Annotated in this window: 21 protein-coding genes and 2 pseudogenes; 7 read left to right on the top strand and 16 right to left on the bottom strand. The window is 59.0% G+C overall.

The window, feature by feature from the left end; translation table 11 throughout:
- Positions 1–395 precede the first annotated feature (395 nt).
- The 3 genes from glmS (at position 396) to nodX (ending at position 4,181) form a co-directional block, all read left to right on the top strand.
- The gene (gene glmS / locus AC245Y_RS26400; protein WP_017996992.1) at positions 396–2,222 is read left to right on the top strand and encodes a glutamine--fructose-6-phosphate transaminase (isomerizing); all 1,827 of its coding nucleotides are present in this window, start codon (positions 396–398) and stop codon (positions 2,220–2,222) included.
- A gap of 79 nt (positions 2,223–2,301) precedes the next feature.
- Positions 2,302–2,793, top strand: coding sequence for a MaoC family dehydratase (locus tag AC245Y_RS26395; protein ID WP_012755321.1), 492 nt, complete (start codon positions 2,302–2,304; stop codon positions 2,791–2,793).
- Positions 2,794–3,077: 284 nt separating this feature from the next.
- Positions 3,078–4,181 carry a nodulation protein NodX gene (gene nodX, locus AC245Y_RS26390; protein WP_026157670.1) on the top strand — a complete coding sequence of 368 codons (1,104 nt, stop codon included), beginning with the start codon at positions 3,078–3,080 and terminating at the stop codon, positions 4,179–4,181.
- A 347-nt stretch (positions 4,182–4,528) separates the two neighbouring features.
- Here nodX and AC245Y_RS26385 read toward each other — a convergent pair whose 3' ends face one another.
- The 4 genes from AC245Y_RS26385 to tnpA all read right to left on the bottom strand — a co-directional run bounded on the left by AC245Y_RS26385 (position 4,529) and on the right by tnpA (position 7,223).
- Positions 4,529–4,825: a hypothetical protein gene (locus tag AC245Y_RS26385; protein ID WP_003554972.1), complete on the bottom strand. Its 297-nt coding sequence runs from the start codon at positions 4,823–4,825 to the stop codon at positions 4,529–4,531.
- On the bottom strand, positions 4,825–6,447 hold the full coding sequence (tnpC, locus tag AC245Y_RS26380; RefSeq protein WP_017996994.1) for an IS66 family transposase: 1,623 nt from the start codon (positions 6,445–6,447) through the stop codon (positions 4,825–4,827). Before tnpC ends, AC245Y_RS26385 begins: the two co-directional genes overlap by 1 nt.
- A 63-nt stretch (positions 6,448–6,510) precedes the next feature.
- Positions 6,511–6,858: an IS66 family insertion sequence element accessory protein TnpB gene (gene tnpB, locus AC245Y_RS26375; RefSeq protein WP_003554417.1), complete on the bottom strand. Its 348-nt coding sequence runs from the start codon at positions 6,856–6,858 to the stop codon at positions 6,511–6,513.
- Positions 6,855–7,223, bottom strand: a complete 369-nt coding sequence (tnpA, locus tag AC245Y_RS26370; RefSeq protein WP_003557134.1) for an IS66-like element accessory protein TnpA — start codon at positions 7,221–7,223, stop codon at positions 6,855–6,857. Before tnpA ends, tnpB begins: the two co-directional genes overlap by 4 nt.
- Before the next feature lie 439 nt (positions 7,224–7,662).
- On the opposite strand from tnpA, the gene fdxB reads away from it, so the two are divergent.
- From fdxB to AC245Y_RS26355, 3 genes and pseudogenes are all read left to right on the top strand, one after another.
- Positions 7,663–7,956, top strand: coding sequence for a ferredoxin III, nif-specific (fdxB, locus tag AC245Y_RS26365; RefSeq protein ID WP_080635495.1), 294 nt, complete (start codon positions 7,663–7,665; stop codon positions 7,954–7,956).
- Between the two features lie 396 nt (positions 7,957–8,352).
- Positions 8,353–8,547, top strand: coding sequence for a hypothetical protein (locus AC245Y_RS26360; protein ID WP_157628361.1), 195 nt, complete (start codon positions 8,353–8,355; stop codon positions 8,545–8,547).
- Between the two features lie 72 nt (positions 8,548–8,619).
- Positions 8,620–8,778 (top strand): annotated as a pseudogene (locus AC245Y_RS26355) (integrase); the annotation flags it as partial.
- Positions 8,779–8,830: 52 nt separating this feature from the next.
- On the opposite strand, the gene AC245Y_RS26350 reads toward AC245Y_RS26355, so the two are convergent.
- The 9 genes from AC245Y_RS26350 to AC245Y_RS26310 all read right to left on the bottom strand — a co-directional run bounded on the left by AC245Y_RS26350 (position 8,831) and on the right by AC245Y_RS26310 (position 17,361).
- Positions 8,831–9,157 (bottom strand): helix-turn-helix domain-containing protein, encoded by a 327-nt coding sequence (locus AC245Y_RS26350; RefSeq protein ID WP_017995952.1) that lies wholly within the window; start codon positions 9,155–9,157, stop codon positions 8,831–8,833.
- Positions 9,150–9,470, bottom strand: coding sequence for a type II toxin-antitoxin system RelE/ParE family toxin (locus AC245Y_RS26345; RefSeq protein WP_017995953.1), 321 nt, complete (start codon positions 9,468–9,470; stop codon positions 9,150–9,152). The genes AC245Y_RS26350 and AC245Y_RS26345 overlap by 8 nt, the downstream gene beginning before the upstream one ends.
- 250 nt (positions 9,471–9,720) lie before the next feature.
- Positions 9,721–9,903, bottom strand: coding sequence for a replication initiation protein RepC (repC, locus tag AC245Y_RS26340; RefSeq protein WP_487762876.1), 183 nt, complete (start codon positions 9,901–9,903; stop codon positions 9,721–9,723).
- Positions 9,904–10,355: 452 nt separating this feature from the next.
- Positions 10,356–11,402, bottom strand: a complete 1,047-nt coding sequence (locus tag AC245Y_RS26335) for an ABC transporter ATP-binding protein (protein ID WP_017995955.1) — start codon at positions 11,400–11,402, stop codon at positions 10,356–10,358.
- 13 nt (positions 11,403–11,415) lie between these two features.
- The gene (locus AC245Y_RS26330) at positions 11,416–13,116 is read right to left on the bottom strand and encodes a beta-fructofuranosidase (protein ID WP_017995956.1); all 1,701 of its coding nucleotides are present in this window, start codon (positions 13,114–13,116) and stop codon (positions 11,416–11,418) included.
- Between the two features lie 2 nt (positions 13,117–13,118).
- A complete protein-coding gene (locus AC245Y_RS26325; RefSeq protein ID WP_003562168.1) occupies positions 13,119–14,012 on the bottom strand; it encodes a carbohydrate ABC transporter permease in 894 nt (297 codons plus the stop codon).
- Entirely contained in the window at positions 14,005–14,937 is a 933-nt protein-coding gene (locus AC245Y_RS26320) for a carbohydrate ABC transporter permease (protein ID WP_017995957.1), read from the bottom strand. The genes AC245Y_RS26325 and AC245Y_RS26320 overlap by 8 nt, the downstream gene beginning before the upstream one ends.
- A 73-nt stretch (positions 14,938–15,010) precedes the next feature.
- Complete coding sequence (locus tag AC245Y_RS26315; protein ID WP_026157565.1) at positions 15,011–16,303, bottom strand: ABC transporter substrate-binding protein; 1,293 nt, start codon at positions 16,301–16,303, stop codon at positions 15,011–15,013.
- Positions 16,304–16,350: 47 nt separating this feature from the next.
- Positions 16,351–17,361: a LacI family DNA-binding transcriptional regulator gene (locus AC245Y_RS26310; RefSeq protein ID WP_017995959.1), complete on the bottom strand. Its 1,011-nt coding sequence runs from the start codon at positions 17,359–17,361 to the stop codon at positions 16,351–16,353.
- 178 nt (positions 17,362–17,539) lie between these two features.
- Between AC245Y_RS26310 and AC245Y_RS26305 the strand changes: the two are divergent.
- Positions 17,540–17,813: pseudogene (locus AC245Y_RS26305) on the top strand (transposase); the annotation flags it as partial.
- Positions 17,814–17,839: 26 nt separating this feature from the next.
- Here AC245Y_RS26305 and AC245Y_RS26300 read toward each other — a convergent pair.
- Genes AC245Y_RS26300 through AC245Y_RS26290 form a run of 3 tightly spaced genes read right to left on the bottom strand, consistent with a single transcriptional unit; the run spans position 17,840 to position 20,903 of the window.
- Positions 17,840–18,589 carry a ribonuclease activity regulator RraA gene (locus AC245Y_RS26300; RefSeq protein ID WP_017995961.1) on the bottom strand — a complete coding sequence of 250 codons (750 nt, stop codon included), beginning with the start codon at positions 18,587–18,589 and terminating at the stop codon, positions 17,840–17,842.
- A gap of 19 nt (positions 18,590–18,608) precedes the next feature.
- Positions 18,609–19,772, bottom strand: a complete 1,164-nt coding sequence (locus AC245Y_RS26295; protein ID WP_017995962.1) for a mandelate racemase/muconate lactonizing enzyme family protein — start codon at positions 19,770–19,772, stop codon at positions 18,609–18,611.
- A gap of 33 nt (positions 19,773–19,805) precedes the next feature.
- The gene (locus tag AC245Y_RS26290; protein WP_003562175.1) at positions 19,806–20,903 is read right to left on the bottom strand and encodes an ABC transporter ATP-binding protein; all 1,098 of its coding nucleotides are present in this window, start codon (positions 20,901–20,903) and stop codon (positions 19,806–19,808) included.
- Between the last annotated feature and the right edge of the window lie 2 nt (positions 20,904–20,905).

The following is a 20,905-nucleotide window of genomic DNA, read 5'->3' as shown; positions in this document are numbered from 1 at the left end:
CATGTCACCCCACAGTCGGGCTCACATTGCCACCAAGTGGATGCGCGGCTGGGGTTCGGTAGATTTTGGTATTAACGGCAACGCGGCAACCTAAAGTCTTCCGACGAATGCACAGGGTGTGGCCTTTGCACGTCTCGCCGGACCGGTGAAAGCTGGGCTCGGCTGAGAAGATGCAGGTCTCACCATCAATGTAGGGTTGGTGTGAGGACTCGTGATATTCCCGCGAGTACAAATTGCCTAAAGGCCTCACGGGCAGCGCATCCATCGTTTGGATGACAGCGATCACAACAATCGATTTTAAATATCTCTGAGAGTGAGATTAGAAGGTCCTCAAATGGGTCGCGATGGAAAGCATCATACCTGCGTCCTTTGGCACACCGAACGGAGACAAATCAATGTGTGGGATTGTGGGCATCGTCGGGCGGCACCCGGTGTCGCAGCGACTGCTCGACGCGCTAAAGCGTCTGGAGTACCGCGGATATGACTCCGCTGGCGTTGCCACGATCTCCGAGGGCAATTTGGAGCGCTGCCGTGCGCAGGGCAAGCTCGTCAATCTCGAAATGAGGCTAAAGCAACAGCCGCTAGACGGGATCATTGGCATCGGCCACACCCGCTGGGCTACTCATGGGGCGCCGACAGAACGAAACGCTCACCCCCATATTGTCGACGGTATTGCTGTCGTTCACAATGGTATCATCGAAAACTTCGCGGAGCTGAAGGCCGAACTGGAGGCGTCTGGTGCGGATTTCGAGACGAGCACCGATAGCGAGGTCGTCGCGCATCTCCTCGCAAAATCCTGTCGCGAGGGTATGAGTAGCCAAGAGGCTATGCATGCGATGCTGAAGCGTCTGAAGGGGGCCTTCAGCCTTGCAATAATTTTCCAAGATGACCCATCCACTATCATGGCGGCGCGCAATGGACCTCCGCTGGTGATTGGTCATGGCGATGGGGAAATGTTTCTAGGCTCCGACCCTATCACGCTTGCTCCCTTGACCAACGAAGTTACCTACCTGGTCGACGGCGACTGGGCCGTGATCGAGAAAACAGACTTCAGGATCTTCGACAGTGAGGGCAAGGTCGTCACACGCCCTCGACACACCTCGATGGCTTCAGCCGACCGAGTGACCAAGGGTAACTATGACCACTTCATGGAGAAGGAGATCTACGAACAGCCCGAGGTCATAGCCGGAGCTCTTGCCCGCTACATCGATATTGCCAGCCACCGGGCGGTCCAAGTATCAACGGAAATGGATTTTGCAAACGTGAGTAGCCTTGTGATCTCCGCATGCGGCACTGCCTATTTGGCAGGCCTGATCGGCAAGTACTGGTTCGAACGCTACGCACGCCTTTCAGTGGAAATCGATGTCGCTTCAGAGTTCCGCTATCGCGATATCCCCCTGTCGCCACATGCGGCGGCGCTTTTCATCTCGCAGTCCGGTGAAACCGCCGACACGCTAGCATCAATGCGATATTGCAAGGCACACGGGCTGAAGGTCGGCGCCGTCGTCAATATAAGCGAGTCGACCATTGCCCGAGAAGCCGATGTCATCTTCCCGATCCTTGCAGGTCCTGAAATCGGGGTCGCCTCGACCAAGGCGTTCACTTGCCAGCTCGCAGTTCTTGCTGCTCTGGCGATCAGTGCAGGCAAGGCGCGCGGTACTATCACCGAGGACGAGGAGCGGCAACTGGTCATGAGCTTAATAGAAATGCCGCGCATCATGAGGCGGGTGCTGCGGAACATTCGGCCAAAGATCGAACTCCTGTCGAAGGAACTTTCGGGATACTCTCACGCGCTCTTTCTCGGCCGCGGCACTAGTTTCCCTTTGGCGATGGAAGGCGCGCTAAAGCTCAAGGAAATTTCTTATATCCACGCTGAAGGCTATGCCGCCGGCGAACTGAAGCACGGCCCGATCGCGCTTGTCGATAAAAACATGCCCGTCATCATTATCGCGCCACATGATCGATTCTTCGACAAGACCGTCTCCAACATGCAGGAGGTCGCCGCACGCGGCGGCCGCGTCATTTTTCTCACCGATGAGAGCGGAGCTGCGCGTTCGAAGCTCGATACCATTCACACGCTCGTGCTGCCGGATGTCGAGGAAATAATCGCCCCCATCATCTTTTCTCTACCTCTACAGCTGCTTGCCTACTACGTGGCGGTCACCAAAGGAACCGATGTCGACCAGCCGCGCAATCTCGCAAAATCGGTCACTGTCGAATAATTACATAGCTCCTGGAGCTAGCACGATTTCGGGCAAATACCGAAACTTTTCCATTGAAATTTAGAATAAGTGAGGTCGTATGAATGAAATTTCGCTCGCGGATGTGTCTGGGCGAGTTGGCCAGGAAGTTGGAAGATCCGAGTGGATCATGATCGATCAATCAACAGTCGATCTCTTCGCGGATGCAACGCATGACCATCAGTTCATTCATGTGAACCCCGAACGCGCTGCGGCGGAAAGCCCGTTCGGCGGAACGATCGCTCATGGTTTCCTGACACTCTCGCTGTTGTCGGTGATGAATTTCAGCGGAATGCCAAAAATTCGCGAGCAGTCAATGGGCCTCAACTACGGCTTCGACAACGTGCGCTTCATGTCGCCCGTTAAGACTGGCAGCCGCGTACGCGGCCGCTTCGTATTGTCTGACTGCCGTTTTCGGGGCTCAAGCATGCTGGTGACGACCTACGAGGTGACTGTCGAGATCGAAAACGAGAACCGGCCCGCACTCACTGCCAATTGGATCACGATTGTTCAGTTTGATCCAAAAGATCGGCCAAAGACGTCTCATAGCTGATCCAAGCCATAGGTAGTACTCATTGATGTTGTTGACCAACGAGGGCAAACGATCTGACGGGGGATGCCAATGCCGCTCGGGTTTTTATCCGCAGGCGGCATTGGGCGAAATCAGTCACCACGGCGCAAACGGCTCTCTCCCTCGACGACAGGCCATCTGGTCCTCGAGAAGCGGCAATTACACCGTCTTGGCTGCAGACAATTAAGCCGTCCACCGCCACACCTGAGTTCTGTTCTCAATACAACGCCGAAAGGTTGCGCGGCATCTGCCGGCTAATGGACATCATGGGACCATCCAATGAACACTCATCCGGCCACCGGAACAACTTTGACCTGTTAAGGCTCTTTGCCGCCTGCCAAGTGATGTTCAGCCACGCGTGGAATTGGCTTCACCTGGGCGATTCTTTGAACGGCACAGCGGCCTTCAATCTGTTGTTTTCTACACCGGGTGTTGCGATCTTCTTTGTAATCAGCGGCTTTCTAGTAACAGATTCTTATATTCGCTCATCTTCTGCGGCCTCTTTTTTTGTTAAGCGGTCGCTCCGGATCTTTCCTGCACTGTTCGTCAACATCGCCCTGATGGAATTTGCCCTGCTGGTAACTGGGGGATTAAATGTCACTGGCACCTTGCAGTATCTGTCTTACTTCACGGTATACATCCTGACCGCTGCACGAATCTGGGCCGTCTACTTCACCTACGAGCCCTACACGTTGAGCGGCTTTTACGGCGTCTCGGACCCAAGTGGGGTGCTGTGGACGCTGACGGTGGAACTGACATTCTACCTCACCCTGCCAACGCTGCTGGAATTTTGGCGGCGGTGGAAACGAGCAGGAGCGCTAGTCGTTGCCGTCGCCGCTCTCGGGTCTTGGGTCATGGCGCAGCACTTCAACATAACTGATAGGTACAATCCGTTCCTGTCGGTGACAGTGGGCCCGACTTTCTGGATTTTTTCGATGGGAGTTCTTGCTCGGCTTTACTGGCATCGCGTAAGCAGGATCTTTGAGGGGAAGCTCTTGTGGTGGCTGGCAACTCATCTCGCGATAACGTCGTGGGTAGCAGGGACGTCCGCTACATTCATCTCTATCAACAATGCGGCGCCTGTCGATGCATTCCGAATCGCTATTCTTGCCGGTCTAGTCCTGTCAGCAGCGTACTCAGTTCCGCGCCCTAACCTTTTGCGCGGGCAGGATCTGTCTTACGGGATCTACCTCTACCATATGCTCGTCATGCACACGCTGATCGGCATCGGATGGGTCGGCCACTGGTGGCTTTGGATCGTCGAGCCGGTCGGGACCGTGGCATTAGCCGCTCTATCATGGGCGCTGATTGAAAAGCCGGCCATGAAGCTTCGCACATCGTTAGTCGCCAGAAGGCTTTCGGTCGCTTAAACGGAAAGCTCCTGTAAAAGATCGGAACTCAATCGAAGCTGCTACATTGGACGCGCCCACATCGGGAAAATCGTCGTTCGTCCATGTGATGGGTTTTTGACTGTCATTCGGCTGTTCCTTCGAACCTATTTCCGGGTGGGGCCCATTCCCGCTGAGTTAGCCATAAGGGAATATTGGCCCCTCCGTGAGGGCCGACCAATATAAGGAGGCCACTCAAGAGGCTCGTGTTCGTCTTGGACGTGTATTTTTCGTTCCGCACTCAACGAGGCGGATTGTGTACGCGACGACATCCATAAGACACAGTATACAAAATTGTCACGACATCCCGCGGCGTAACCGCCCGATTGCTACCGCGGCGATTTTGCTTTGATGCGAGCGACGAGCAGCTCGTCGTCAACAAAGCTGTCGAGGAAGTCGTTCCATTCTTGGGGTGAGCGGCGGGCGTCTTTGAGCATCTGCTCCAATTCGTCCATGCCGTCGTCCGTCAGTGCGGTCACGGATTCGTCGTCTCCGGTGTACACGGAGATGATGCTGCCGTAGCTCAGATTATCATCGTTGGAGACGATTGCCTGAAGAAGTTCCGGGTCCTCTTCGAGAATTTCGGCAACAAATTTGATCGTACGGACGTAGGTGACTGTCGCCATCAGGCTGCCTTTGCGTCGATTGCGGTGATCGTCGACCAGTTCCACGGAAGGAGTTCGTCGAGTCGATTGATCTTGTGATCGTGGATGCGATCGAGCACGTCAGTCAGATAGGCTTGCGGGTCAAGACCATTCATCTTTGCCGTCTCGATGATCGTCATGGCGCGTGCCAAGGTCTCCGCTCCCGTATCGGCTCCCGCGAAGAGCCAGTTCCGTCTTCCCACGCCTATCGGCCGCAGTGCCCGCTCGGCGGCATTGTTGTCGATCGCAACGCGACCGTCTTCGAGGAACAGACAGAGCGAAGACCATCGGCTCAATCCGTAGCGGAAAGCTGTCGCCAGATCGCTTTTGCCCGGAATGCGCGTGAGTTGAGCTTCAGCCCAGTGGCGGAATGCATCGACCTTAGGCTTGCTCTGGGTCTGACGCGCGGCAAGCCGGATCTCAGGAGGCTGCCCATTGATGCCACGCTCGATGTCGTAAAGCGCTCCGATGCGATCGAGAGCCTCTCGCGCGATCTCGGACTTGTTTGATGTCCAGATATCGTGGAAGTCTCGTCGCCAATGAGCCCAGCAGGCGGCTTCCTTGAAGCGAGATGTTCCATTCTCTCCAGGCGAGTATAGCTTGCCATATCCTTTGTAGCCGTCAGCCTGAAGGATGCCGCTTGATTGCTTGAGGTGGCGGTGGACGTGCTCTTCTTTCCAGTCAGGAGCAAAATAGTAGACTGCACCGGGCGGGGAAGTCCCCACCCATGGACGTTGATCCCGGACATACGTCCAGATCCTGCCCTTCTTCACACCCTTGCCCAACCCCTTGTCTCGCAGCGAGCGATCCAGCACTCGGATCGGGGTGTCGTCGGCATGAAGGAGGTCACTTGCCATAATCGCCGTTTCGATCCGCTCGCTGAGAGGCTGAAGCACCTGCATGGCGCGACCACACCAATCAACCATCGTGCTGTCGGGAATGTCGGCGCCCATGCGGGCGAAGATCTCGTTCAGACGGTACAGTGGCAAATGGTCGTCGAACTTCGAGACCAGAATGTACGCCAAGAGGCCAGCGCCGGCCATGCTGCCCGGTATCGGGCGGCTGGGTGCTGCCACCTGCACCATTTTCTCGCAGCAGCGGCAGGACTTCTTCAGTCGAGAAACTTCGATGACTTTCATCTGCGCGGCGATCATGTCGAGGATTTCGCTGACGTCCTCACCGACAAGACGCAATTCACCTCCGCATTCCGGGCAGCAGGAGCCAGGATCGAGCTCTCGGCGCTCGCGAACCGCCTTGTCCGAGACGCGTGGGCGCCGGCGCATGATCTTTTCAGATGTATCCGCCAAGGGAACAACAGACGCCGCCTCATCAGGTTCATCGATTGGCGCCGTACTGCCTTCAGCGGCGGCGATCAACAGATCCTCAAGCGCTAGTTCCAACTGCTCGATTTCACGCTCAATCTTTTCGGAGGACTTGCCGAAGACCTGTTTCTTCAGCTTGGCAATGCGCAGCCGCAGCGTTTGGATTAACTGATCATGCGCTTGCAATGTGGCCGACATCTTCGCGTTTTCCGCCTGCAAAGCGGCAATCATTGCCTTGAGAAAGGCTGGATCGTCCGGAAGATTTGTCGTCGCGCTAGACATGATCCTGACTACCACGAGCCAGGATAAATTTCCATAAAAACCAGTGGTTTCAGTGGGATAAAATCACCCGACACGGGCCGGTGGCGCACCCCAATCAGGTCGACGCCAATCGATCCCTTCCCACAACATCGCCAGTTGGGCCGACGTCAGCCGGGCAGTCCCGTCGGATGCCGAAGGCCAAGGAAACCGCCCCTTCTGCAAGATCTTGTAATACAGGCAGAAGCCCTGGCCATCAAAATACAGCAGCTTCAAACGATCGCCACGCTTGCCGCGAAAGGCGAAGACCGCGCCGCCAGTCGGCTTCTGACGCAAAACATCCTGCGCAAGCGCGGCAAGGCCTTCTACTCCCTTGCGCATGTCCGTGATCCCGCACGCAAGATACACCCGAACGCCGGTCCCAGGCCCAATCATGCTGCTTCCACTGCCCGGATAATCTGCGTCAGGACATCGGGAGCCATAGAACTCTCGAAACGAAGCGTGCGGCCGCAGATCAATCGTAGCTCAATCATCCCGGAGCAGCTCTCCCTCAATTCAGGGGCATCGTTCTGCACGGCATTCAGATCGACGGGAATGAACAATGCATTCGAAGACACCGGGAGCAGCCCCTTCTTCTTGAGCTCGCTACGCCAGGCGTATATCTGCTGCCGCGTTACATCATGACGATGAGCAATCTCTGTGATCGTGGCTCCAGAAACCCCAACCGACATGACAATCGCAAGCTTGTCGTCTTCGCGCCACCGCCGTCGACGTTCCTGCCCAAGAATTTCAACGCGCATCGCAATCCTCGCCTAAGACACGTCGCTAACGACGTCGTTAAACACGTGTCTTAGGCCATCAGGGCGCTAGGCGGCAGGCGGTGCCAATCGGGCGGTTACCCCGCGGCGTCAGCCACCTGGTTTCTTTTTTAGTCTCTTATTTTTTGGCGTCTAAGTAGATGAAATACCAGCGCGCTCGACTTCGCCCGCCATCTTTGGGCGACTTTGGCACGACGATTGAAAATTCTTCTCACGCAAGGACGACAACTCGTGTCGCTGGAGCATCAATGCAGAAAAAGCTCAAACGGCTGAAGGAGGTACCATGGCAACGCTCAATGAGACCTGTTTACAGGAAAAGCATCCGTATCGCACCGTCGATCCCAACGTTTCCGAAAAGACTCTCAAGAGCAACGCTCTATCCGGCGTGGCCGGAGCAGAACTCACTGCATCGGAGAACACGATGGTGGTTTCATTCGTAAGCCGCGATGGGTCTAGGTGGTTCCCCGAATATTTGAGCCAGATAGACGCAAGCTGCATTGGCTGTGGCCGCTGCTTCAAAGTCTGTTCGCGTGACGTCATGCACCTTGGCGGCATCACCGACTCAGGCGATATTGTAGACGTCGGGGATGGAGCAGACGATGAGGTCGAGCGATTGCTGATGATTGTCGATCATCCGGGCCGTTGTATCGGCTGCGGCGCATGCGCCCGCGTCTGCCCCAAGAACTGTCAGAGCCATATCACGTCATCCGACTGAAGAACCTAAACAGCTTGTGTTTTGGCACCCGTTCGCTCGCGTTCTGAAAGCGCCTAGCGGGCAGTGAGGGGTTGCAGGCGGAGAAGACACAGCGCGAAGCTATTCCATTCCAGATCAGGTTCCCTCCGAGTTGCTGAGGAACTGCGATCTGTTCACAGCTTTCGGCAGGGTGCCAACGGCGAACGGAGATACACACGCAACCGTTACTCGCGTCAATGGAGAGCCTGACATTGTTCAATCCTCCTGTAACACAGCAGCCGATTGGCATCCCGGCTGATTTCAGCCGCGCGTGCGACAAGCCCCGAGGCTGGTGACGGAATTGGAGCGGACTGTCCGTAATTGGACGCCTCAGCGCTCAAAGCGCTGCAGCATCCTCTTTAATTGTGTATTCTGTATTTGAAGCTTACGCGCCAGCTGATCCCGGAGAAGCGCGATCTCTTTATCGAGATTGATTGCATCGTCGCTGAGGAGAACGTCAGAACGACGGATGAGCTGTTCCATGAAAGAATAGCCGTGGCGCTCAAGGCACTTCAAAGCGATCACCTTCGAAGACTGGTCGTGATGATCGAGGCGCTGGCCACCCAAAAATAACGGATAGATTACTTTGGGCAGCCTTTTCCCGCCTATGAGTTGGCTGCGGCGCTCGTTGGGAAGGGTCCGCCTGGGCTGCGGTCTGGTTTTCTCACCGAGGCAGCCAACCGCGGTATTCCCCTCCCGGAGGCAATGGAACAGTTACGCCATCGCTCGGTTCAGCGGGCATCTAGTTATTTTAACAACGCGACGCGGCGAAGCAGGCGGGCCGCCCGGATGCTGTGGTGCTGATTTCCATAACCAACAAGCATCAATGTGGGCTACGTCAATCGACGGTTGCCAATCAGAGTTTTGAACCGTGCCGAGATCGTTCAGCAATGCTGGACAGATCGACTTTCTTGCCCGCGACATCCGCAACGATCCTCAATGTGCCACCGAGTGACTCAACGTATTCGCGAAGTGTGGAAAGCTTCATATCCGCACGTTTTTCTAGCCTCGAGACGTTCGTCTGCTTAAATCCGGTCCCGGCAGACACCTGTTCTTGCGTCCGTCCGGCGAGCGCCCGCAGTTCTCGCAAATTGTGCGCCGTGACAAGTTCCTCAGCACGCTTTGCAACAGCGTGCTGTTCGGCTTCGGGAAGCGTCTGTATCAGCTTGTCGAGGTCATCCATGTTTCTTATCCAACTCGCTTAAGTGCTCGTCGTATCGTTTGTCCGCCAGATCAATCAGTCTTTTGTAGAAGAGTTTCTGGCTCATGCCGCTCTTCGCTCCGCCGCAAAGGACGATGGCTTTTCGCTCGGGATCAAAAGCAAAGGCGAACCGCCATTGAGCCTTCAATACCTTGATACGTAGTTCCTTCATGTTCACGTGTTTGGAACCTCCGAGCGTGTCAACCTCAGGACGGCCCAGTCGAAAGCCTTTCTGGCGCAGGAGTACCAAATACGCCAGCAACTCCACCCGAACATGGGCAGGAAGGTCGGTCACCTACTCTTGAAGCGACCATGAAAGTCGACCGTCCATTCCGTCATTTCATATCCTGAATGATATAGATACTCTGGGATATATAGAGCATATCCTTACTGTAGGCAATAGAGGGGTTTTGCCGCCCTCCTGCTAGTCGCAGCGTCACCTGCAGCAAAATCATCGGGCCTCCTCGAGTTACCCGCAGGCGCTGAGGTTCGTGGTCTTGCACCCCACACTCGTAGCCCGCGCCTGCGAGCACGCGGAATAAGCGTCAAACCCCTATTCCGGTATCATGAGGCGAGCCCTGCGCTACCAATGCTCCTGAAATCGGTCGCGACATCGACGAGTGACGTAAGTTTGAGCGTTCCAGAATGCACGCCATCGCTGCCGCGGCATTTCGAGGACCCATGGCTTCGCAAGCTTCCTCATCGGCTGAGGGGCTTACGCCCAGCATTGAGCGGACCACCAGGGCGGCTGTCATCAGCTCGCGCCAATGCGATATGCCGCCGTTTGGCCCCTAGTCCAAAATTTGTGGGCGGGCTCGAAGAACTATGCCCAACGGAAACGAGTTAATCGGTTCAACGCTTTGGCCCTTCACGCTTCATACTCTGTGTCTGCGGCTCGTCCCGCAAGTTTTCGCCCTGCTCTTTTTCAGAGCTTGGTTCAAGTTCATTGATAGATTCGGGTTTTGAATTCTGTATGTGACGGCCACTTTGGATGGCATTGCCATGCATATTCTCGGTATTATTTGGATTTCCAGAGCGTTAAGTACCTCTTCGCGAAGAAGCTCCTTTTCATCGAGCGTCGTTTCGACCTGTGCTCTGTCTGGATAACGCGGAAGCCGTCCGAGGATACCAGGCGTGGCCGTCAAATGACGGACGCGGCTCAGCAGGAGGGGCCGGGGGATCAGTCTATCCGACGGCCTTCGGCGGAGAAGAGGTGGACTTTCTCGGATTTGGGCGCGAGGTGGATTTGCTGGTCAGGTTTTAAATCCACCCGCCGGTGCAGCACGATGGTTGCCGTCTCCGTGCCGACACGCACCGAAAGATGGGTCTCCGCACCGGTGGGCTCGACAGTCAGCACGGTGGCCGGAATGCCCGTCTCCGCAATTTCGAGGTCCTCAGGGCGAATGCCGTAGGTGCGCGCCGCGCTTTGGCTCAATCGCGGCGGAAGCGGCAGGGAAACGCCACCTCCGATACGGAAGCCGCCGTCGCTGATGCCGCCCTCGAAGAGGTTCATCGACGGCGAGCCGATGAAGGCGGCGACGAAGGTGTTATCCGGGCGGTCGTAGAGATCGAGCGGCTTGCCGATCTGCTCGATGCGGCCGGCGCGCATGACGACGATCTTGTCGGCCATGGTCATCGCCTCGATCTGGTCGTGGGTGACGTAAACGATGGTCGTGCCAAGGCGCTGATGCAGCTCCTTGATCTCGCTGCGCATGGTCACCCGCAGCTTGGCGTCGAGGTTGGACAGCGGCTCGTCGAAGAGGAACACTTTCGGATGGCGTACAATGGCGCGGCCCATGGCGACGCGCTGGCGCTGGCCGCCGGAAAGCTGTTTCGGCAGGCGCTCCAGCAGGGGTTCAAGTGCGAGAATGCCGGCGGCCTCGCTCACCAGCTTGTTGATTGTCGCCTTATCGCGCCCCTGCAGCTTCAGGGCAAAGCCCATATTTTCGCGCACCGTCATGTGCGGATAGAGCGCGTAGGACTGGAACACCATGGCGATATCGCGCTCCTTCGGCGCGACGTCGTTCATGACGCGGCCATCGATGCGGATTTCACCGCCGCTGATATCCTCTAGCCCCGCCAGCATGCGCAGAAGCGTGGACTTGCCGCAGCCGGACGGCCCGACGAGCGTGACGAACTCACCGTCCTCGATATCTGCGGAAACCCCGTGGATAACGGAGGCCGCGCCGTATTGCTTCTGAACCCGGTCGATTGCTACCGATGCCATTGTCTGTCCTCCCTCACAGTTTCAATTGCCAGACGCCAGCCCCAGCGACGGCGCCGGCGAGCGTTGCCGAACGTGCGGCGGCAAAGCTCGGAATGCGTTTGGACCCCGTCCAGCGACCGTTGTCAGCGAAGACCTCGATGGAGCCGGCATCGAGGAAGATGCGCAGGCTCGACGGTTTCGCGCCGGCGGCGACGTAACGCGGCGGCCTCATACCGGTGCGGGCGTCGAAGACAATCGCCAGACCATCGGCGTCGAGTTTCACGCCTAGATCGACATCCGGATGATCGAAGGTGAGATCGAAGGCGGCGCCCGGCGCGGTGAGATCAAGCACGATCTCGACGGCGCCGGTGCCGAGCGGCACGGTCTTGCCGGCGGCAAGCGCGGTGTCGTCCAGCAACCGATGGCGTAGGCTTTCGACGGCTGCGACCGGCGGGGTCAGCACGGTGTCGCCGTCGAGAAACATGCGGCGCGGCAGGGTCATGGCCGTCGGGAAATCGTCCTTCTTGGAAAAATCCGTCCAGTTGGCGAGCCAGGCGATGCCGACCGGCTCGTCGCCATCAACGAAGGCCTGGAAAGCATAGGCATCCGAACCGAAATCCAACTCCTGCACGAATTCCGCGACGAAGGTGCGGCCATCGAAACCACCGACGGTGACGGAGGTGAGGTTGCGGCGGCCGGTGGCCGGGTCGCGGCTGGTGAGCAGACCGAAGATCAGCGCCCAGCGGGTTTCTGCGTTTTTGCCGGAAAGCGGCACCATGCAGGGGCATTCCGCCGCCGTCATGCCGAAACCGTCCTCGCGATGGAGGATGCCGAGGAAGGTCCAGCCATCGGCGCCTTGCGCGTCTGCGGTTTCATAGAGCAGTACGACGCCGCCCTGCCTGTCGCGGCTGCCGAGCAGCATCTTCCAGCGCCCGTCCGGGCCTTTGAAGACATAGGGGTCGCGGAAATCGGTGGTGAGGTTCAAGCCTTCCGGGCGCAGCGGCATCACGATTTCCGACGGGCCGGCGACGATGCCGTCGCGGCTGACGGCGGAAAGCTGGATTTGCTCTTCCGGTAGACGGTCACGCACATGCTCGGTGTAGAAGACGCGGATCTCCTCGCCTTCCGGGCCGGTGCCGGGGATCGCCGAGCCGGAGAAGGCGCCGCCGCGGCCATCGTCCTTTTCCGATAGATGCGCCGCCGGGAAGAGGAACATGGGCAAATGCGTCCAGCGGACGAAATCCTTCGAGACGGCATGGCCCCAGTGCATGGTGTTCCAGCGCGGCTCATGAGGATAATGCTGGTAGAAGAGGTGGGCGTTTCCGCCGAACCGTCCAAAACCGTTCGGATCGTTCATCCAGCCGAAAGGCGGGCGGAAATGGTAGCTGTCGGGCACGTCGGGGGCGGCGGTGCGGGCATCGCTGTGCAGGACGCGGATGCCCTCCTTCATCACGGTTTCCGGCCGGAAGGCGTAAGCGACGGAGAGCGCTGTGGTTGTCGCATCGTAAGACAGCGTGGCACGACCGCCTTTCGCGAGCGTCACAGCGAAGAACTCAAATTCCCCTGCGCGGTGGGTCGAGGGCTCGCCGATGTCGTTGCCATCAACGGCGACGAAGAGCTTCGCCTCGCCGCCGGCATGGCGCGCCTTCAGCCAGAGATGCAGCACCGTGCCTTCAGGCAGCCCCGCTTCAATGGTTTCAGGCGCTGACGTTTCGGATTTTGCCTGCAGAGACATGATCAACCTTTCACGGCGGAGCCGACGAATGAACTGACGAACCAGCGCTGGAAAGCCAGATAGAGAATGAGGACCGGGATCATCATCAGCACCGAGGCGGCCATGGCGCGGTCCCAGTAGATACTGTCCTGTCCGAAGAAGGTGGCGATGGCGACGGCAATCGGCCGTGCATAGTCGGTCTGGGTGACCAGCGTCGGCCAGAGATACTGGTTCCAGCTTTCGATGCCCATGAGGATCGAGACCGTGGCGAGCGCCGGCAGGCTGAGCGGCATATAGATCGACCGGTAGATGCGGAAGGTCGACGCGCCATCCATTTCCGCCGCTTCATAGAGTTCTTTCGGCAGCTGCGCGAAGAACTGGTAGAAGAGGAAGACATAGAGCGGGCTTGCCACCCAGGGCAGGATCTGCACCGCGAAGGTATCCGTCAGCCCCGCCCGCGACATCATGACGACGAGCGGCATGATGATGCTTTCCTGCGGGATGACATAGAGCGCGACGACCAGCGCCAAGAGCGCCGCCTTGCCGCGCAGCGAGCCCCAGGCGAGAACGAAGCCTGCCATGGAATTGACGACCAGTCCGGAGACGACAGTGGCGACGAGGATCACCAACGAATTGAAGAGATATCGGCCATAGGCCAGTTCGCCGGAGAAATGGGCGACCTCCTTGTAGTTCGACAGCGTCGGGTCGCTGACCCAGAAGGCGCGGAAGCTGCCCATGTCAGCGAGGATGCGGAAGCGGTCGTCCTTCAGGCTGGCGATCAGTAGCATGAACAGCGGCGAGATCATCACCAGCGCGATGACCAGGATGCAGAGACTCTGCACGATGCGCAGGCTTCTCTTGCCGTCGCCCCTTGCGATTGCCAGCGGGACGGGCTGGGTCAAAGCGAGATCAGACATCGAAGCGCCTCAGGAGTTTGCGTTGCAGGAGCGCGATCAGAAGAACGATGACGAAGAGGATGACGGACACGGCCGATGCGTAGCCGAGTTTCTGCTCCTCGAAGCCGGCGCGCACCATGTAGTGGACAACGGTTTCGGTGCTTTCGTTCGGGCCGCCCTGGGTGAGGATTGCCACCTGCGTATAGAGCTTGAAGGCCTGGATCGTGGTGATGACCAGCACGAAGACATGGGTCGGGCGAAGACCGGGCATGGTGACGTGCCAGAAGCGGCGCAGCGCGCTTGCCCCGTCGATGCGGGCGGCATCGTATAGTTCTTCGGGAATGCCCTGCAGGCCGGCGAGATAGATGATCATCTGAAAGCCATAGGCCTGCCAGGCTGAAAGCAACACGATCGAGAACATCGCCCAGTTGGGGTCGCCGATCCAGTCGATTGGCTGAATCGTGCCGCCGGAAAGGAAACCGACGATCTGGTTGAGCGGGCCGCTCGGGTACTGGAAAAGCGTGCCCCAGATGACGCAGACCACCACCATGGAGGTGATCGCCGGCAGGAAGAACAGGCCGCGCAGCAGGTTTTGCATCGGCAGCTTCTGATGCAAGAGTAGCGCGGTCAGGAAGGCGAGGCCGCACTGTAGCGGCAGCACCCAGACGGTGAAGCGCGTAACGTTCCACAGCGAGGTCCAGAACAGCGGATCGGTGAAGACGCGCTCGAAATTCAGGAGGCCGACGAAGCGCACCGGCGTCGGGCGCGGCACGAGCGGCTGGTTGGTCATCGCCGTCCAGAAGGACAAGAGAAACGGCGTGATCAGGAATATCGCCATAAGCAGAAAGGCAGGCGCGATCATCGCCATTTCCTGCCAGAGCCGCTTGTTGTCGCGGCGTTTGGCCGGACGTCGCAAAGCGGGCGTGGAGGTCTGTTGCAAAGTCATTGTTTCCTCCTCATCGGTCATCCTCCCGAGATAGTCCAGGGCCGGCAGGACGAGCCGGCCCCGTCAAAACCCCTTACTTCTGCTCGTCGAAGGGCGGGTAGCCGGCGTTGTCCTCGATATCCTCGTCGATCTTCTCGGCGGCGGCCGTCAGCGCTTCCTGCGCGTCACCACCGTTGAAGATCTTGTCGACGGCCTGCATGAAGGCCGAGGTGATCGTCGGATAGGCCGGGTGCGGCGGACGGGCGATCGCGGTCTTGGAAGCCTGCTCAAAGGCGACGGCGAGCGGACCGCCTTCCGCATAGAGCGGGGATTCGGCGGCGAAGCTCTTCAGGCCCGGATAGGCGGACTGGGTCTTGGCGTACTCCCGGTACTCCTTGTCCTTCAAAAGGAAGCTCAGGAACTTGCCGGCAATCTCAGGGTTTTTCGAGGTCGCGGAAATGCCCCAGATCCAGGTTCCGTTCGGGCTCACGCCCTTGTCGCCGATCTTCGGCAGCGGCATGACGACGATATTGTCCTTCATCGCTGCCGACGCCTCCGCGTAGAACCAGTGACCGCCCATGGCGAGCGCGGCCGGCTGTCCCTCGGCGTAGAACTGGTTGGTGCCTGACGAAGTCGGTACGACCCAGCCTTTCTTCACCCAGTCCTGCATCATCGTCAGCGCCTTGACGCAGGCCTCGCCATCGAGCGTGCCGCTGGCCTTCCAAGTCTTGCGGTCGATCAGGTCGCAGCCGGCGCTTTCGAGCAGGGGGCCGTAGGCATAAGTGATCCATTCGGTCTTGATGCCGTAACCTCGGAAGGTGTCGATCGGCCACTTCACGCCTTCGAGCTTGGAAAGCTTTTCGAGATAGCCTTCGAATTCCTCGCGGGTCCAGGCATCATCGACCGATTTCGGAATGCGGGCGCCAATGGCTTCAAGATATTTCTTATTGCCGTAGAGCACGACCGAGGAGTCGGTGAGCCCGATCGCATAGAGGTCCTTGTCGATCGGATAGGTGCCCTGGGCGATATTCGAATCCGTCATGTCATCGAGCAGGTCCTTGTCAATCAGCGGCTTGACGGCCTGTAGATAGCCGGACCAGACATAATTGGCGAGGAACGGAGCATCGAGTTCCATGATATCGGGCAGCTGCTTGGCCATGACGGCGGCGCTGAACTTTTCGTTATAGGCATCGTGCGGCGCGTAGATCATCTCGACGTCGACATCGGGATTGACGGCCTCGAAGCGGGTGGCAACGTCGCCATAGGCCTTTACCCAGCCGGGATCACCCTGGTGCATGACGTGGATGACGGTCTTCGCCTCGGCGAAACCGGCGGTCGCGACCAGGGTAGCGGACGCTAGGAGTGCGGAAAGTAAACGATTACCCATCAAAATCCTCATTTCGTATTCTCCTCCTGTTTGGCACTATTCGATGTTCAGACGGATGCCCGTTCGACCAGATGGAACGGCAGTTTCCGCAGATGCGGCGGTTCGGGCTGCTCCGCCAGGAGGATCTCCATGGCAAGGCGGCCCATGGCGCGGTGCGGCAGGGCCATCGTCGTCAATGGCGGGTCCAGCCGCGAGGCCAGCTCGACCTGGTTGTCGAAGCTTGCCACCGCGATATCATCCGGAATGCGAAGGCCGGCACGGGCAAGCGCCGCATAGACTTCCATCGCCACGCGGTCATTGCCGCACAAGATGGCGTCAGGCCGTTGACCGGATTTCAGAAGCGCCTCCACATGAAAGGCAACAAGACTTGGCGCGCGGTCGCTGTAGACGCTGCGGCGCACCGCCGGCAACACGCCAGCAGGATCGATGCCCCCCTCCTCAAGCGCCGCACGAAACCCCGTCTCGCGTAGCGTGCCGGCGAGAATGCCCGGCAGGTTGATGAAGGCGATGCGACGGCGGCCGGCGACGAGGAGATAACGCACGATCTCCCGCGCGCCGCCCTCCTCGTCCGGGACCAGCGCGGTGACGCGGCCGGTAGCCTCGCGGCAGTTGATCATGACGCCGACGGCGCCCGCCAACCTGTCCGGCAGGGCGACATCCTTGTGGTACATGGCGGCATAAGCAACGGCGCGCGGCCGGAACTGCTGCACCTCGTCGAGCACCGAGCCGATAGACTGGCCGCTGCGGTGGTTGACCGCAAAGACCGCCATGCCGGCGCTGCGGGCCGCCCCGTCGAGGCCACGCACGATCTCGGTGGCGAAGGGCGACGTGATGAGGCCGTCGGAGACGACTCCAACCAGCGGCAGCCAGCCCTGACGCACGCCACGCGCCGCAAGGTTGGTCACGTAGCCGAGTTCGTCCGCAATGGCCTTGACCTTCTGGCGCGTATCGTCCGACATGCGGGCGGAGCCGCCGTGCAATGCGCCGGAAACCGTCTTTACCGAGACTCCCGCACGTTCCGCGATGTCAGAAAGAGATACTGCCACGATCCGCACCATCCTCCTTGGGTGATCGATTACCCAATACTCGCGGCGTATGCGTTTTGTCAAGCGGCTTTTACGCGCACTGCTCGGCGTTTCGAACACCTATCTGTCAATGGCGATCAAAACCATGCGAGCCCAGTTTCGGCTTTCCGATTCGGTCACTGCCGCGTTAAAAGTGGAAGCAGTGCATGATGCGTCGCGCCGCAATCATCGACATGGCACGATCATCTGCGATCTTAAACGCAGAAAAGACGACCGCATTTGGCCGACCGGGAACCGGCGACCGCCAATGCCTGGCTGCTCCAGCAGCCCCAGATCGGAATCGTCGCACGAGACGGCGGTCGTGATATGCCCGGACAACCGCACAAGCCCTGCCACACGCAGATCAGGTTGCCGACCGCTCGCATTTGATGGAGAACGCCAGCCACGCCTTTCTTGACGCGGTGCGCAAGTCGATGCGGCAGGTCGCTGCCCGCCTCGGGTAATCGATAGGTTAACTTGGGTTCTCCAAGCGGTTTGCTCCGCGCCACTCGTCGTACTCTCCGCGGGCATCATCATGCAGCGGATAGTAGCGCTGCAACGACCCGCCCTCCATAAGCTTCTCTCGCGAAAACTCCTCCCAATCGTGGTGCTTTTGCGACTCTTCGATTACCTTCGAGGCCATTGCGACTGGAAGCACCACCACCCCATCATCGTCGGCGACGATGATGTCGCCGGGGATGACCGTGACACCGCCGCAGGCAATCGGAACGTTGACGGCATTGGGGTAGATGCTGGTCTGCACATGGTAGTTGGGCGTCCAGCCGCGCAGCCAAAGGGGGAGATCCAGCTTCTCGACATTGGGTCGATCGCGCATGCAGCCATCGATCACGATGCCAGCGCCGCCTCTGCCTTTGAAATACGTCGACATCATATCGCCAAAGACGCCCGAGCTCATATCGCCGCGCGCGTCGACCACGACCACATCGCCCTCCTGCGCGTGATAGAGCACGTGCCGGTGCAACTGCGTCTCCGGATCGGCATATTCCCCCTCGGTGAAGAGGTCCGGCCGCTGCGGCATGAACTGGAGCGTCAGCGCCGGCCCGACGATCGACTTCCCCCGGTTCTGCGGTACGGGACCGACCATGTGCGGATTGCGGAAGCCCATGTGGCCAAGGGTGCCGGAAACCGTCGCGGCGCCGATTTCCCTCAGTGCGTCGATCATATCTTTGGGCGGTCGCGTAATGTCGGAAGTATGCGTCATTTTAGACTCCGGTGATGAACTACCAGTTCGTAACAGAACCGTCGCGGCGCTTCAGGTGAGGTGCTTCCCAGAACCGAAAGCTCTCCGCCTTGACCGCCTCTTCGTTGACCTCGACGCCGAGCCCCGGCAGATCGCTGACCGGATAGTCGGGGCCGTCAAGCCGCGGTTGCACGGGGAAAAACTCGGAGTTGTCGAAGCCGAGCTTTGCTTCGGGCGCCCTGGTCTCGAGCCAAGCGAAATTCGCCACCGCGGCGGCGAGATGGATGGTCGCGGCCGTGCAGACTGGGCCGAGGGGATTGTGCGGCATCAGGTCCACATAGTGCGCCTCGCTCCAACCAGCGACCTTCATCGCTTCGGTGAGCCCACCCACATTGCAAATATCAAGCCGGTTGAACTGATGGATGCCACGCTCGATGTAGGGCAGGAACTGCCACTTGCTGGCAAATTCCTCGCCGATGGCGAACGGAATGTCGGTCATCGTGCGCAGGGATTCGTAGGCCTCCGGTGTTTCGTCTCGTATCGGCTCTTCGAGGAAATCAATCACGCCACGGCCGAGCTTGTTACAGAAGCTCGCCGCCTCTGCCACCGATAGCCGATGATGATAGTCGATGCCGAGGACGACGTCGTCGCCCAGCGCCTCGCGCGCCTTGTTTAGCATCGTTGCGGTCGCGCCGATCGACTCCCGCGGCTCAAAGAAGTCCTTGCTGTTTTGCCCGATGGGGAAGAAGCGGATCGCCTGCCATCCCTGTGCGCGTAGTTCGCGGGCTCGTTCGATGGCAACATCGCCCTCGGCCTCGTCACCGGTCGAGGCGAAGGTAGGAATGCGGTCGCGCTGCTTGCCGCCCAGCAGGTCGTAGGCCGGCACCCCCAGCGCCTTGCCCTTGATGTCGTGAAGGGCAATGTCGATGGCGGAAATTGCCGCCTGCAGAACGCGCCCGCCTTCGAAGTATTGGCTACGATAGACTTCTTGCCAGATCCGACCAATCTGCATCGCGTCGCGGCCGATGAGAAACTCGCGATAGTGCTCGATCGCGCCGGCCACGGCCTTCTCGCGACCGCTCAAGCCGCTCTCGCCCCAACCGAAGATGCCGTTGTCAGTCTCGACCTTGACCAGCATCTGGTTGCGCGTTCCAACCCATACTGGATAGGGCTTGATCGCCGTGATTTTAAGCTCCGTAGTCATCCATGCCCTCGTTTCACACGCATCCGCTTGGTCTCAGTTGGCCTTGAGGGCCATTTCTGTTTCGCCGTCGAACAGATGCATCCGCTCCTGGTCGAACTCGAGCCAAATCTGCTCGTCGGGCGCAACGGCAATGGTCGGCGGCACGCTGACGTTGACGATGGCGCCAGACAGCAACGCCTGTACGAAGGTGACGTCTCCGGTCGGCTCCACCGTATAGGCCTTGGCAGGGATGCTTCCTGGTACCGCACTCTTGTGCAGCTTGATCGCCGAGTGACGTGCGCCGAGCACGACTTTCTTGGTTGTTGCCCTCGCGACCTTCTGGGCGTTGTGTGGCGAGAGCTCGAAGTGCCAGCCCTCCGCGCTGGTCAACACAGTGTTGCCGCTTGCCGTTGATGCCTCAAGCGGAACAAGGCTCATCGCCGGGCTGCCGACGAAGCTGGCGACGAACATGTTCACCGGATGGGCGAAGACCTGCGCCGGTGAATCGTATTGCTGCAGGTAGCCGCCGTTCATCACCGCCATCCTGTCGGCCATGGTCACCGCTTCGAGCTGGTCGTGCGTCACGTAGATGATCGTCGCCTTGAGGTCCTGGTGGAAACGCTTGATCTCTGAGCGCATCTGCACGCGCAGCTTTGCGTCGAGGTTGGAGAGTGGTTCATCCATCAGAAATACCGCCGGATCGCGAACGAGGGCACGGCCGAGCGCCACGCGCTGCTGTTGCCCGCCCGAAAGTTCGCGGGGCTTGCGCTCGAGCAGCTGCGTCATGTCGAGCACGCGCGCTGCTTCCTTGACCTTCCTGTCGATCTCGTCCCTTGGCAGTTTGCGCATCTGCAGCGGAAACGCCAGGTTCTTGTAGACCGACTTCTGCGGATAGAGCGCGTAGTTCTGGAACACCATTGCGATGTCCCGGTCCTTGGGGTCGAGGTCGTTGACCACCCGGTCGCCGATGACGATGTCGCCAGATGTGATGGGGATGAGCCCCGCCACAAGATTGAGCGTGGTTGTCTTGCCGCAGCCTGAAGGGCCGACAAGCGCAACGAATTCGCCGTCGTTGACCGTCAGCGAAACGTTGTTGACAGCTTTGAAGCTGCCATAGGTCTTGACCAGATCGTTAAGGACCACGTGGGCCACCG

Source organism: Rhizobium sp. SRDI943 (assembly GCF_057653695.1).
Note: the sequence above shows the minus strand (reverse complement) of the source record. Positions and strands in the feature narration are given on the sequence as shown.

What these genes read in the sequence shown, in the direction of transcription:
- glmS (WP_017996992.1), top strand. Translation starts at nt 396, where the DNA reads ATGTGTGGGATTGTGGGCATCGTCGGGCGGCACCCGGTGTCGCAGCGA.
- AC245Y_RS26395 (WP_012755321.1), top strand. Translation starts at nt 2,302, where the DNA reads ATGAATGAAATTTCGCTCGCGGATGTGTCTGGGCGAGTTGGCCAGGAA.
- nodX (WP_026157670.1), top strand. Translation starts at nt 3,078, where the DNA reads ATGGGACCATCCAATGAACACTCATCCGGCCACCGGAACAACTTTGAC.
- AC245Y_RS26385 (WP_003554972.1), bottom strand. Translation starts at nt 4,825, where the DNA reads ATGGCGACAGTCACCTACGTCCGTACGATCAAATTTGTTGCCGAAATT.
- tnpC (WP_017996994.1), bottom strand. Translation starts at nt 6,447, where the DNA reads ATGTCTAGCGCGACGACAAATCTTCCGGACGATCCAGCCTTTCTCAAG.
- tnpB (WP_003554417.1), bottom strand. Translation starts at nt 6,858, where the DNA reads ATGATTGGGCCTGGGACCGGCGTTCGGGTGTATCTTGCGTGCGGGATC.
- tnpA (WP_003557134.1), bottom strand. Translation starts at nt 7,223, where the DNA reads ATGCGCGTTGAAATTCTTGGGCAGGAACGTCGACGGCGGTGGCGCGAA.
- fdxB (WP_080635495.1), top strand. Translation starts at nt 7,663, where the DNA reads ATGGTGGTTTCATTCGTAAGCCGCGATGGGTCTAGGTGGTTCCCCGAA.
- AC245Y_RS26350 (WP_017995952.1), bottom strand. Translation starts at nt 9,157, where the DNA reads ATGGATGACCTCGACAAGCTGATACAGACGCTTCCCGAAGCCGAACAG.
- repC (WP_487762876.1), bottom strand. Translation starts at nt 9,903, where the DNA reads ATGCTGGGCGTAAGCCCCTCAGCCGATGAGGAAGCTTGCGAAGCCATG.
- AC245Y_RS26335 (WP_017995955.1), bottom strand. Translation starts at nt 11,402, where the DNA reads ATGGCATCGGTAGCAATCGACCGGGTTCAGAAGCAATACGGCGCGGCC.
- AC245Y_RS26330 (WP_017995956.1), bottom strand. Translation starts at nt 13,116, where the DNA reads ATGTCTCTGCAGGCAAAATCCGAAACGTCAGCGCCTGAAACCATTGAA.
- AC245Y_RS26325 (WP_003562168.1), bottom strand. Translation starts at nt 14,012, where the DNA reads ATGTCTGATCTCGCTTTGACCCAGCCCGTCCCGCTGGCAATCGCAAGG.
- AC245Y_RS26320 (WP_017995957.1), bottom strand. Translation starts at nt 14,937, where the DNA reads ATGACTTTGCAACAGACCTCCACGCCCGCTTTGCGACGTCCGGCCAAA.
- AC245Y_RS26315 (WP_026157565.1), bottom strand. Translation starts at nt 16,303, where the DNA reads ATGGGTAATCGTTTACTTTCCGCACTCCTAGCGTCCGCTACCCTGGTC.
- AC245Y_RS26310 (WP_017995959.1), bottom strand. Translation starts at nt 17,361, where the DNA reads ATGGTGCGGATCGTGGCAGTATCTCTTTCTGACATCGCGGAACGTGCG.
- AC245Y_RS26300 (WP_017995961.1), bottom strand. Translation starts at nt 18,589, where the DNA reads ATGACGCATACTTCCGACATTACGCGACCGCCCAAAGATATGATCGAC.
- AC245Y_RS26295 (WP_017995962.1), bottom strand. Translation starts at nt 19,772, where the DNA reads ATGACTACGGAGCTTAAAATCACGGCGATCAAGCCCTATCCAGTATGG.